This is a genomic window from Streptomyces sp. (assembly GCF_050698815.1).
Lineage (GTDB): Bacteria > Actinomycetota > Actinomycetes > Streptomycetales > Streptomycetaceae > Streptomyces.
Genome location: NZ_JBOHCV010000301.1, coordinates 1 through 11,777, shown reverse-complemented (window position 1 = coordinate 11,777; position 11,777 = coordinate 1). Strand labels below are relative to the sequence as shown.

At 71.2% G+C, this 11,777-nt stretch carries 11 protein-coding genes; 1 reads left to right on the top strand and 10 read right to left on the bottom strand.

Annotation, left to right across the window (positions count from 1 at the left end):
* The 5 genes from mmuM to ACRDP3_RS10865 form a co-directional block, all read right to left on the bottom strand.
* A partial coding sequence (mmuM, locus tag ACRDP3_RS10885; RefSeq protein ID WP_431516674.1) for a homocysteine S-methyltransferase occupies positions 1-883 on the bottom strand: 883 nt, incomplete at its 3' end.
* On the bottom strand, positions 880-1,803 hold the full coding sequence (locus ACRDP3_RS10880) for an LLM class F420-dependent oxidoreductase (RefSeq protein WP_431516673.1): 924 nt from the start codon (positions 1,801-1,803) through the stop codon (positions 880-882). The genes mmuM and ACRDP3_RS10880, both read right to left, overlap by 4 nt.
* Before the next feature lie 54 nt (positions 1,804-1,857).
* A complete protein-coding gene (locus ACRDP3_RS10875) occupies positions 1,858-2,319 on the bottom strand; it encodes a DUF6099 family protein (RefSeq protein WP_431516672.1) in 462 nt (153 codons plus the stop codon).
* Between the two features lie 109 nt (positions 2,320-2,428).
* The gene (locus ACRDP3_RS10870; RefSeq protein WP_431516671.1) at positions 2,429-2,758 is read right to left on the bottom strand and encodes a nucleotide pyrophosphohydrolase; all 330 of its coding nucleotides are present in this window, start codon (positions 2,756-2,758) and stop codon (positions 2,429-2,431) included.
* Positions 2,759-3,005: 247 nt separating this feature from the next.
* Entirely contained in the window at positions 3,006-4,181 is a 1,176-nt protein-coding gene (locus ACRDP3_RS10865) for an RNA-guided endonuclease TnpB family protein (RefSeq protein WP_431516670.1), read from the bottom strand.
* Between the two features lie 443 nt (positions 4,182-4,624).
* On the opposite strand from ACRDP3_RS10865, the gene ACRDP3_RS10860 reads away from it, so the two are divergent.
* A complete protein-coding gene (locus ACRDP3_RS10860) occupies positions 4,625-5,425 on the top strand; it encodes an SGNH/GDSL hydrolase family protein (protein WP_431516669.1) in 801 nt (266 codons plus the stop codon).
* Between the two features lie 100 nt (positions 5,426-5,525).
* On the opposite strand, the gene ACRDP3_RS10855 is transcribed toward ACRDP3_RS10860, so the two are convergent.
* The 5 genes from ACRDP3_RS10855 to ACRDP3_RS10835 all read right to left on the bottom strand — a co-directional run.
* Positions 5,526-7,535, bottom strand: coding sequence for an ABC transporter ATP-binding protein (locus ACRDP3_RS10855; protein ID WP_431516668.1), 2,010 nt, complete (start codon positions 7,533-7,535; stop codon positions 5,526-5,528).
* A gap of 31 nt (positions 7,536-7,566) precedes the next feature.
* The gene (locus ACRDP3_RS10850; RefSeq protein ID WP_431516667.1) at positions 7,567-8,763 is read right to left on the bottom strand and encodes a glycosyltransferase; all 1,197 of its coding nucleotides are present in this window, start codon (positions 8,761-8,763) and stop codon (positions 7,567-7,569) included.
* Positions 8,760-9,563 carry an alpha/beta fold hydrolase gene (locus ACRDP3_RS10845; protein WP_431516666.1) on the bottom strand — a complete coding sequence of 268 codons (804 nt, stop codon included), beginning with the start codon at positions 9,561-9,563 and terminating at the stop codon, positions 8,760-8,762. Before ACRDP3_RS10845 ends, ACRDP3_RS10850 begins: the two co-directional genes overlap by 4 nt.
* A gap of 3 nt (positions 9,564-9,566) precedes the next feature.
* A complete protein-coding gene (locus tag ACRDP3_RS10840) occupies positions 9,567-9,821 on the bottom strand; it encodes an acyl carrier protein (RefSeq protein WP_431516675.1) in 255 nt (84 codons plus the stop codon).
* 124 nt (positions 9,822-9,945) lie between these two features.
* The coding region (locus ACRDP3_RS10835) for a 4'-phosphopantetheinyl transferase superfamily protein (protein ID WP_431516665.1) at positions 9,946-11,777 on the bottom strand (1,832 nt) is incomplete at its 5' end.

Genomic DNA, 11,777 nt, shown 5'->3' with positions numbered 1-11,777 from the left:
ACCCGGCGCCGCCCGCGGCACCCGCGCCGGGGGCGAAGGTGGCCGCGCCGTGCCACCCGCCGCGTGTGGAGGTACCCGCGGCGCGCGGCGTCCAGCGCTCACCGCTGTTGGGATAGACGACCACCGGCTTGCCGGTCGTGGCCGCGGCCACCTCGATCGCGTGGTCCACGTCGGCCGCCGCGCAGCAGTTCACTCCCACCGCGACGACCTGGTCCTGGCCGGCCGCCACCGCGAAGGCGTCGGCGAGCGGCTGCCCGGCCCGGGTACGCCGCCCGTCGATGGTGTAGCTCAGCCACACCGGTACGCCGCACCCCCGCACGGCGCGCAGCATCGCCTCCGCCTCGTCCACGTCCGGCACCGTTTCCAGCGCGAACACGTCCGGCTCCGCCTCCGCCAGCGCCGCCACCCGCGGCCGGTGGAAGTCCGCCAGCTCCCGCACACTCAGCCCGTACCGGCCGAGGTACTCTCCGCCGCCCGCACGGGTCGCGCCGTACGGGCCGAGCGAGGCTGCGACCCACACCGGACCCGCGGCACCCGTCCCGGCATCCGCCCCGGCGTCCGCCTCCACCCTGGCCGCCGCCGCCCGGGCCAGTCGCACGCTGCGACGGAAGAGTGCACCGGCCTCCCGCCGCCCGCTCCCATGGCGGCCGAAGCCCTCGAAGGACGCCTGATAGCTGCCGGTGATCAGTACCCGCGCGCCCGCCCGCAGATAGGCCGCGTGCGCCGCCTCGATCTGGCCGGGGTCGTCGGCCAGCAGCCGTGCCGTCCACAACTCGCCGGACAGGTCGCAGCCCTGGGCCGCCAGCTGGTCGGAGAGTCCTCCGTCCAGGACGAGCGGACCCCGGGCCAGGGCGGCGCCGAGCGGGAACGGGGGACGCGTCACGGCAGCTGGGTCCGCACCTGGTCCGAGATCAGCTGGAGGTGGTCGAGATCGCGCGGATCGAGGATCTGCAGGTAGATGCGGGAGACACCGGCCCGCTCGTACTGCCCGATCTTCTCGACGACCGCGGCCGGCGATCCGGCCAGGCCGTGCTCCTTCAGCTCCGCCACGTCGCGGCCGATGGCGGCGGCCCGGCGGGCCACTTCGGCGTCGTCCTTGCCGACGCAGACCACCAGCGCGCTGGAGTAGTGGAGGTCGTCGGGGGACCGTCCCTGCTGCTCCGCCGCCGCTCGCACCCGCGCGAACTGCCGCTCGGTGTCCACCGGCGAGGCGAAGGGCATGTTGAACTCGTCGGCGAACCGGGCGGCGAGCCGCGGCGTACGGACCTTGCCGTGACCGCCGATCACTACCGGCACCTTCCGCTGCGCGGGCTTGGGCAGCGCGGGCGAATCCGTCAGCCGGTAGTGCCTCCCCTCGTGGCTGAACTTCTCACCGGCCGGCGTGGACCACAGCCCGGTGACGATCTCCAGCTGCTCCTCGAGCCGTCCCAACTTCTCCTCGGGGAAGGGGATTCCGTACGCCGCGTGCTCCTCCTCGTACCACCCCGATCCCAGTCCCAGCTCGATCCGGCCGCCGGACATGGCGTCGACCTGGGCGACCTGGATGGCGAGGGGACCGGGCAGCCGGAAGGTGGCCGCCGTCATCAGCGTGCCGAGCCGGATGCGGCTGGTCTCCCGGGCCAGTCCGGCAAGGGTGATCCAGGCGTCGGTCGGACCGGGCAGACCGTCGGAGCCGCCCATGGCCAGGTAATGGTCGGACCGGAAGAAGGCGTCGAAGCCGAGCTCTTCGGTGGCCTTGGCGACCGCGAGCAGGGTGTCGTAGTCGGCGCCCTGCTGGGGTTCGGTGAAGATGCGCAGTTTCATGATTCATATCCTGCCTCCTGACGCGTTGCTGCTGCTCCGCGGCCACGGCCCGGCTCAGGCCGCACCCCCGTGCTCCTGGAGCTGGAGCCGGCGGAGCATGCCCGCCACCCGGTCACCGGACTCGTCCGCGACGTCGATGGCCTCGATGCACTGCCAGTAGAGCCCCTCCTCCTCGGCCGAGACGGCCACCAGGACCAGTGCCACCCCGACCTCGGCCAGCAGCTCGCCGAGGTCGGCCAGCGCGCACCGCTGATCCTGGATCCCGGTCAGCCGCTCGGCCCGTACACCCCTGGCCCCCCGTGACACGGCGTCAGGCGGCGAGCCGCGGGCACGGACGCCCATCTCACTCAGCCCGAGCGCCTCGGCACGCACCGATTGCGGTCCGTTCACCGCGAGATGGCTCCCGATCGCTTCGGCGAGTGCCTGTGTCTGCCACGCCTCGGCGACGATGCCGGGCACCGACGTGCACTCCACGAGCGCATGCCGGGTGGCCTTGATGAGCCCTTCAGCGTCCAACCTGCACCACCTCCCTTCATTGATCGCTACTCAGAGTAGTCATCAAAGAGCAGGCCCACCAGGTGATTTCAGAAAATTGTGGACAACTCGCCCTGGGTGGACACGTTCCTCACTCCATAGAGTGACCGTTTCCGGTGCTCGGGAAACGCTTCTCGTTCCGCTCGATCTTCGCGGCCAGCGCTGCCAGCGCGTCGATGCCCAACACCTCGCAGAACTGGAGGAGATAGGCGAGGACGTCGGCGACCTCGTCCTCGACCCGGTGGGCGGACTCCGGCCGGGCCATCACCCGGCCCGATTCCTCCGGGGTGAGCCACTGGAAGATCTCGACGAGTTCGCCCGCTTCGACGCTCAGCGCCGCCGCCAGATTCTTGGGCGTGTGGTACTGCCCCCAGTCCCGGGCCGCCGCGAACTCGGCGAGTCTGCGCTGCAGTCGGGCCACGCTCGCGTCCTGGGAGCCGGGCTCGCGGCCGGGGGACGACCGCGGCCGGGACTCGGGCTCGGGAGGGGTGCCAGGAGAAGGAGATTCGCTCACGCCCCCAGGTCTACCAGGGACCACACGGGAGGCGGGCTACGTGTTGCGATCGTCAACTTCTCGGCCCTGAAGGGACCGAGCTTGCCTGCTCGGTTGCTTCAAGCCGGGTTGCGCTCCCGGCTGTCCCCTACGACGGGACGGCCACGGGTCGCATCTACCGGTCCAGGGCATCAGGTCCCTGGTGGTACGGGTGTGTTGACGAACACCCACGCCGAGCGTGCGCGGTTGCGCACGTTGATCCCGGCGACGACATCGGCGGGGCCAGCGAGCCCGCATCGACGACAGCAGAAAGTGTCCCGGTGGGGACGGTTGTTTCTCGCGGTGTGCCCGCACCGGGGGCATCTTTGCGAGGTGTAGGCGGAGTCGACTTCCAGGAAGGGGACTCCGGCCGTTCCGCCTTGTAGGCCAGGTGCTGGCCGAGCTGGTGGAAGGGCCATGTGGACAGTCGGGCCCGCTGGTGCGCGTTTAGCCGTCCCCGTTCACGGATGCCGCCCAGGTCTTCCAGGGCGATTCCGCGTCCGGTGCGTTGCGCATCGGCCACGATCATCTTGCTGATCTTGTGGTTGGTGTGCGTGGCGTGGCGTTGCTCGCGCCGCCTGCGCCGCGCAAGCCTGCGGTTGGCGGAACGGGTGCGTTTGGCCTGCAACTCGGCTCGTTTGCGCTGCCGCCACCTGCGATAACGTCCCAACCGGCGTCCAGAGTAATTGTCCCCGTCACTGGTGGTGGCCAGGTTGACGATGCCCCGGTCCACCCCGATCCAGTCCACCGGGCTGGAGTTGAGCGGCACGGCCTCGATCTCACAGGTGGCGACCAGAAACCACTTTCCGTCCCGGCCCACCAGGTCCGCTTCGCCCTTGCGGTACTTGGCGAGGGTGGCCAACTGGCCGGGCTCTCCGGTGTAGCGGATTCCCCGCAGGCGACCGTGCACTGTCCAGATCGAGACCGTCGAGGCGTCGTGCTGCCAGGACAGACACCGGTCATCGAAGGGCTGCGCCGCCCCGGGACGGAAGGCGATCGGCTTGGACTGCGCCTTCAGGCGCCGCTTCGACCCGGCAGGCCCCAGGTTCCCCGCGCGGACGTTGGCGCGGAGCGCGCTGTAGGCGTCCACGACTTTCTTCACCGTGCGCACCGCCGGCTGCGCCGACAGACCGAAACCAGCCTTCAACTCGACATAGACGAGCTTCTGTAAGGCGTTGCGGGAGAACACTCCGACCTCGAACGCGGTCACCGAGGCCCGGTCAGCCGCCCGGTTACACGCGACCAGGGTCGCCTCGAGCGCCGCCGCCTGATCCGGCGACGGAAGAAGCTTCACCTGCACCACCAACTTCACCCAGCCAACCTAACCAAGGCCACTGACAACGCGACCTCACCTGCAACGAAGCGATACGGCGGCACTCCGTGCCGCCGACCCCAGGAGCCGATTCCTCCCCGGCGTGAACGCCAGGGCTTCCTCGACAGACGTCCGGTGAACTGACGGCCTGTCGGTCAGGCGCCGCCACCGACACGGCGTGCCGCTTCCACAGAGGTTCATCGATCGATTCCCCGAGCCCGAAATAGCGCTCACAATTTCCCCTGGAATGAGCCAGTAAATGTTTGAGAGAAGGGCGCCCGAATTCCACCGCATTGCCACGGAGCGAATGCGTGATCATGTTTCACGGAACGGCATGTTATGAAATCGTGACCCAATCATTACGGGTTCACCTATATTCAGCGGGCGCACCGGCTGCTAATTCTTTGGTGTTCACATCCCCCACACCCGGAGAAGACAATTAGATGCGATCGATAAAATTACTGTTCGCCACCCTGCTGGCGATGGTGGCCGTGTTCATCGTCGCGCCAGGAGCAAATGCGGCAGAGGGTAAATATGTCGCACTGGGAGATTCCTACACGGTCGCGATGGGCACGAACACCTACGACAACCCGGACGACCCGTGCCGTCGTGGGCCCACCGCCTACCCCAGGCTCTGGGCCGCCGCGAACCCCAACGTCGGCTTCGTGGAGGCGTCGTGCTCGGGGGCGACCACGGCCGACATCATGAACACGCAGGTCGGCCAGCTGACCGCGGACACGTCCCTGGTGACGGTCCAGGTCGGCGGAAACGACGTCGGTTTCGTCGACGTGCTGAAGAACTGCATTCTCACCGCGGACGACGCCGACTGCCTGGCCGGAGTCGACGCCGCCAAGGCCGCCGCGACAAGCACACTGTCACCCGCCCTCGCGCAGACCTACGCCAAGGTACGCGCGGCGGCTCCGTCCGCGAAGGTCATCGTCGTCGGATATCCGCGGCTTTACACCATTGGGGGTGACTGCGGCATTCTCGGTCTGAGTGACACCGAGCGCACCGCTTTGAACTCGGCGGCGGACACGCTTGCCGACATCATGGCGGCGCGTTCACAGGAGGCCGGCTTCACATTCCTCGATGCCCGGCCGGTTTTCGACCCGCACACGATCTGCTCCGGCGGATCGGAATGGGTCACCAGTCTGGAATGGGACAAGCTGAACGAGTCCTACCACCCGAACGTGGCGGGCCACCGGGACGGCTACCTCGCCGCCCTCAGCCCGCTGATGGGGTGAGCCGGAAGTAACGGAGAAACACCGCCGTGAGTAAGGCGGGAGTGCGGGCGTCCGCCGGGTTCCGGCGGGCGCCCGCTTTGCCGCGCCGCGAATGACCGGCTCAGCGGGCCGCCTGCGCGAGGTGACCGTCCGCCGCGCCGCCGCCCTCGCCCACGAGCATTTGCGAGGCGGCCAGTTCGCGGTAGAGCGCGTCGTTCTCCACCAGCTGCTGGTGGCTGCCGAGCGCGCGTACCCGGCCGTGTTCGAGCACCACGATCTGGTCCGCGTGGGTCACCGTGGAGAGCCGGTGTGCGATGAGGATGACCGTGCACCGCTGGGCCGCCTGATCCACCGCCTCCCGCAGCGCCTGTTCGTTGCGCGCGTCGAGCTGGGCGGTGGCCTCGTCCAGCAGCAGCACCTGCGGTTTGCGCAGCAACGCCCGTGCGATGGCGAGCCGTTGCCGCTCACCGCCCGACAGCGTGACTCCCCGGTTGCCGACCTCCGTACGCAGTCCGTCGGGAAGGCGGTCGAGCATCGCGTCCAGCCGCGTGACCCGCAGGGCCTCCGCGATGTCCTCGTCGGTGGCGCCCGTCGCCGCGTACCGGAGGTTGTCCTCGAGGGTGCCGGCCAGCACCGGGGAGTCCTGCTCCACGTACGCGATCCGCCTGCGCACCTCGGCCCGGCGCAGGCTCTCGATGTCCGTGCCGTCGATGACGATCTGGCCCGACGTCGGATCGTAGAACCGCTGCAGCAGCGCGAACATCGTGGTCTTGCCCGCGCCCGACAGCCCCACCAGGGCGGTCTGGGTGCCGCCGGGGACGGTGTAGGAGACACCGCGCAGGGCCGGTCCGCGGTCGGGATAGGAGAACCGCACGTCCCTGAACTCGATCGTCGGCGGCGCGGGAGGCGGCATCACGACCGGAGGCGGCACGGTGAGCGCCCCCGCGGGACCGGCACCGGCCCAGCCGGCCGCCACTGACCGGTCGGGCCGGACGGCCCGGCCCGCGAGTCCGGCCTCCTCGTCGACGTCCGCCTCGACCATCATCCGCTTCACCTGCTCGATGCGCCCGACCGCGCCGAGGCCCTGCTGCAGCATGCCCATCCCGGCGACCAGCGAGCCGATCGGGCTCGCCAGGTAGAAGACGTAGAGCAGGAAGGCGATCAGCTCGGGCGCCCCGAGCTCGCCGGCGGCGACCAGCGCGCCACCGACGCCGAGTACGGCGAGGAAGGCCGCCTGGATGGACAGGCCGGAGAGGATCTTGACCATCGCCACGTACTTGGCACCCACCAGACCGGCCCGGTAGGCGCCCTGGATCGCCTTCCCCGCGACCTCGGTCTCCCGGTCCTCCGCGCCGTTGGCCTTCACCGTCCGGGCGGCGCCGAGCGTACGGTCCAGCGCCGAGCCCACCGCGCCGATGGACTCCTGCGCCCGCACGACCGCCTGCCGGATACGGGGCAGGATCAGCCCCATCACGACGGCGACGGCCACCAGCACCGCCACCGTCACCGTCAGCAGGCCGAGATGGACGACGCCCATCAGCACCGCCGCGCCGAGGATGCTGAGCACGCCGTTGGCGACCATCACCAGCCCTTCGGTGGCCGCGTTCTGCAGCAGGGTGCTGTCCGAGGTCACCCGGGCGATGAGGTCGCCCGGCGGACGGCGGTCCAGCTCGGGGACCCGCAGCCGGACCAGCCGGAATACCAGATCCTGACGGACCTTCCGCACCACCCGCTCCGAGGTGCGCTGCTGCCACCAGGACTGGAGCCCGGTCAGTCCGGCACCCGCCACCACCAGTCCGGCCAGCAGCGCGACCGGGCCGGCGACGTCACCCTCGTCGCCGAGACTGTTCAGCACATGCTGCGCCACCAGCGGCTGCATCAGCCCTGCCGCGCTCGCGGCGAGCACCAGCAGCAAAGTGGCGAACAGGACCGCCCGGTGGGGACGCGCGTACCCCATCAGCACCCGCAGCGGGGCCCGCTTGCGGTGGTCGATGCGCAGGATGCTGGCCCGCGGGTGACCGCCCTGGCCGTCCGGCGCGCCGGGATCGGGCTGTGGCGGCGCGGGCCGGGCCCGGTCCTGGGTGACCTGAAAGATCCCCAGGGACTCTGGGGTTCCGGGAGCCATCGTCATGTGGGGTCCTGAGTTCGGCGGTCGACGGAGGTCAGCCTGTCGGCACCGTGGAGTGCCGCGCGGCCGTGTGCTCGATGTGGTCCGCGGCGGCGGCCACGCCGCCCGCCGCGCGGAAGGACCGGCCGATCGCCCCGGCCGCCGCCCGGTGACCGCCGGCCGGGTCCAGTACGGTCTCGATCGCGGCGCCCAGCCGGGCGGCGTCCACCCGGTTGAAGCGCACCCGTACCCCGGCGCCCGCGTCGACCACCTGGCCCGCGACGATCGGCTGGTCGTCGCGGATGGGAGCCACCACCAGCGGGACGCCGTGCCAGAGCGATTCGCAGACGGTGTTGTGTCCGCCGTGGCATACGACGGCGTCGACGCGCTCGAGCAGCTCGAGTTGGGGAACGTGTTCGCGGATCAGCACGCCGGGCGGCACCGGCGGCGCTCCCGTACGGGCGAGCGTGCCGCCGGGGTCGACGACGACACCCTGCACGCGCTCGCGCATGGCCTCCAGCGCGGTGACCGCCTCGGCCAGGAACCGGCCGCCCGCGTCGGCGTTGGCCGTTCCCAGCGTCACCAGCACCTGACGGCGGCGCGGGTCCAGTTCCGCCCACGGGAAGGGGGACCGGGAGACCCGGGGTGCGATGGCAGGCCCCACCAGCCGCACCCGGTCGTGGGGCAGCGGCGCGTCACCGAGCAGGGCACGCCCGGTGAACGCGACGATCCCGTACGGCGAGAACCGCGGGTCGTCGCTCTGTGCCGGGTCGCCTATCCGCGCGCGCAGCGAGTCGAGCAGCTCGTTCAGCCAGGCGGTCACCTTGGGCATCGAGGCCAGTGGATCGGTGAGTTCGGCGGAGGTGGTGGAGGAGGTGATGTACGGGATCCCGCGGCGCTCGGCGACCAGCGCTCCCGCGACGGCGTGCTGGTCGCTGACGATCACGTCGGGCTCGTACGCCTCGATCGCCGAGTCGATGCCGGGGGCCATCAGATCGGCCAGCGGCTGGAAGAACTCCTCCCACAGGAAGCGGAAGGCGGCCGGGCCGGTCAGCTTCGCCGGCCTGATCAGGCCGGCGTCAGGCATCGAGCAGTCGAACGCCACGGCATCCGCGCCCGCGAGCTGGCGGATCTGGTCGGCGTAGCCCGCCCACGCCACCCGGTGGCCCCGCCGGGCCAGTTCGTCCGCGACGCCGAGCAGTGGGTTGGTGTGCCCGACCAGCGGAGGGACGACGAACAGGAAACGGATCACCGTGCCGCCCCGGCCAGTTCGTGCTCCGCTATCCAATCCAGCAGCAGATCCCGGGTGTCGGCCGTGCGCTCCACCAGGACGGAGTGTCCCTGTTCCGGCAGGATCACCGTGCGGCAGCGCTCCAGTTTCGCCTCCAGCGCGGGGACTTGGGCGGCCAGACCGGACTCGTCGCCGAAGATCGCCAGCAGGGGGCAGCCGATCGCCGCGAGATCGTCGTCGATGATCCGGCCCGCCGGGACGTCCTCGGCCAGCGTGGTGGTCTGCAGGATGCGGCTCGCGCCGCGGGAGAGCCGCGCGGTGTGGGCGCCGTGGTGGGCCTTGATCCAGCCGATGACTTCCTCGTGCGCGAGCTGGTTCTTGGCGTCCGCCAGCCCGTCCGCCATGTGCCGGGTCCACTCCGCGACGGGCGGCTCGGACTCGATCATGGTCACCGTCGCGACCCGGTCGGGGTGCCAGGCGGCCGCCGCCGCCGCGATCGTGCCGCCGAAGGAGTTGCCCACGACGTGCACCCGCCGCGTCTCCCCCAGGGCGTCGAGCAGTCCGGCGAGGTCGCCGACGAAGGACTCCAGCCGGTATCCGGTGGCCGGCCGCTCGCTGCGCCCGTGGCCGCGCAGGTCGTACATGATCACGTCGATGCCCTCGGCGGCGAAGGCGGGACCGAGGGTGAAGTAGTAGCTGGCCAGGCTGTCGGTGAGCAGGCCGTGGACGAACACCACGACCGGTGGCTCGCCCCGGCGCCCGTCGCGTTCCGCGGGAAGGCGCTGCACGTGAGTGGTGATCTCGCCGGTGGCGATCTTCATCGGTCAGCCCTGTTCCGTGGCGCGCAGCGAGGCCACGACGAAGTCGGCCAGCTGCCCCACCGTGAGCGCGATGATCTCGTCGAGCTCGAGGTCGGCGACGAAGGCGGCGAAGTTGACCCGGTCGCCGTAGCGTTCGCGCAGCGAACCGGCCAGGGCCACCAGGTCGATGCTCTCCAGTTCGAGGTCGTCGTGGAAGGTGGTCTCCCGTCCGATCTCGGCGTCGTCGAGGCCGTAGTCCTCCAGCAGGGCCCGCAGCATGCCGGCGACGTCCGCCAGTACGGCCTCCGGTGCCGCGTCGGCGGCCGTGACTACGGCCGTGGCCGTGGCCGTGCTCGCCGGCGGTGCCCCTTCGGGAGGGTGTCCCGTAGCGAACCGGGTCGCGTCAGTGGTCATCTGACTCTCCTGCTTCCTTCTCGGTGGCCGTCCACGCGACCACGTAGTGCCGCTCGGGCAGCCCCGGCGGATTGCTCGTTCCTCGCACCCGCACCTCGTACGAGTCGCCCCCGGTCAGCACGCGGAGCCGGCCGGCTTCCGCCGCCACCACGCGGTAGTCGGACGGACGGCCGCGCAGTCCGGTGCCACGCGCCTTGGCGACGGCCTCCTTGGCCGCCCAGAAGCGGGTGAACCACAGCGCTTCGGGCTCGCCCTCCTCCACCAGCCCCCGCAGCAGGTCCAGTTCCGCCGTACCGCAGGCGGCCTCGACGGTGGCCCGCGGCCGTACGGTGATCTCCTCGACGTCGATGCCGCACGGGCCGCGTCGGGCGATCGACACCCCGCACTCCGCGCGGTGCGCGAGGGAGACGACCAGGTCGTCGCCGACCTCGCGGCCGTGCACGCCGCGGACGAAGGGCCGGCCGTCCTCGTCGTTGTGCACGGAGATCTCGGCCGGGTAGATCTCGCCGGCGCCCTCCCCCCACAGCAGGCCGCGCACCGCGTCCTTGGCGGCGATCCTTCCGAGCAGGAACTGCCGTCTGCGGACGGGCGGCAGCCCGGCGTAGCCCGCGCGTTCGGCGCCGCCGAGTACGTTGCGCATCATCAGTTCCCGGGTCGCCAGGTCGGGCCAGCGCTCGTACACCACACTCCAGCCCTCGGCATGCGGCGTGGAGAGCGTGTGCTCGCCGGGGAAGCGGTCCACCGCCCGGATGCCCGGGTCGGTGTCGAAGCGGCGGTCCGTCCAGCCGGTCAGCTCCGCCCACACCCGGCCCTCGTGCACCAGCTGCATGTCCGCGGTGAGCGTGCTGTCGGTGACCTCGGTGATGCGGATCGAGCAGGTCAGGCGCTCTCCCGCGCGCGGCTCGGGACCGTGGAAGCGGAGCTGGTCCATGCTCACCGGGAAGACGGTGGTGCGCTCGGTGAGGGTCGCCATGATCCAGTAGCCGAGGAGCTGTCCGACGTTGTCCAGCAGGGCTCCGGGCGCCTGTGGTGCGGTGAGCACGCCGCGTACGTGCCGGTCGCCGATGGCGGTCAGCTCGCTGACCCCCTGGAAGCGAGGGCCGTGGAACATCCACCGCTCGGTGTAGAGCTGTTCGGCACGCATGTCCGGCACGCGTTCGGTGGCCGCCTCGGTGGTCCAGGGCACCGGCGGTGCGGCGTGGTCCGGCGCCAGCTCGACGATCGCGCGGGAGGAGCCGGTCAGGGCCACCTCGATCTGACCGGGAGCCAACCGCCGTACCGTGACCGGGACATCGGCGGCGGGGATCGCCTCGATCCACTTCAGCAGCCGCACCTCGCGCACCGCGACCGCGCGCATCCCCGGCACGGCACGTTCGGCGATGTCCATGAGATGCCGGATCACCGTGGTGGCCGGCACGATCGGCCAGCGGTCGGCGTCGTCGGGCCAGTCGGGCCGCTGCCGGAAGAAGCAGTGGTCGAGCAGGTACGGCATCTCCGCGACGTCGACGCGCAGCACCGCCGGCACGTCGGGGGGCGGCTGCGTGGCCGGGCCGGCCGAGGACGGCGGCGGGCCGGCCGACGACGGTGTACGGTCCGGGCTCGTACGGTCCGGGATGGGCGGTGACGCGGGCCTGCCCCGCGCGGGGAGCGTGCCACGGCGGGCGCCGGCGCCGGCCCCGATGAGGTCGGCGGTCGCGGAAGCGGTCTCGTTGAGGAGGGCGGAGAGTTCGGCGGCCAGGGGCGAGCGCGAACTCGCCTGGTGGAGCCGGGCCATCGGCCCGCTGCCGGCCGGTGCGGCGACCGGCGCCGCCGCCCCGCCGA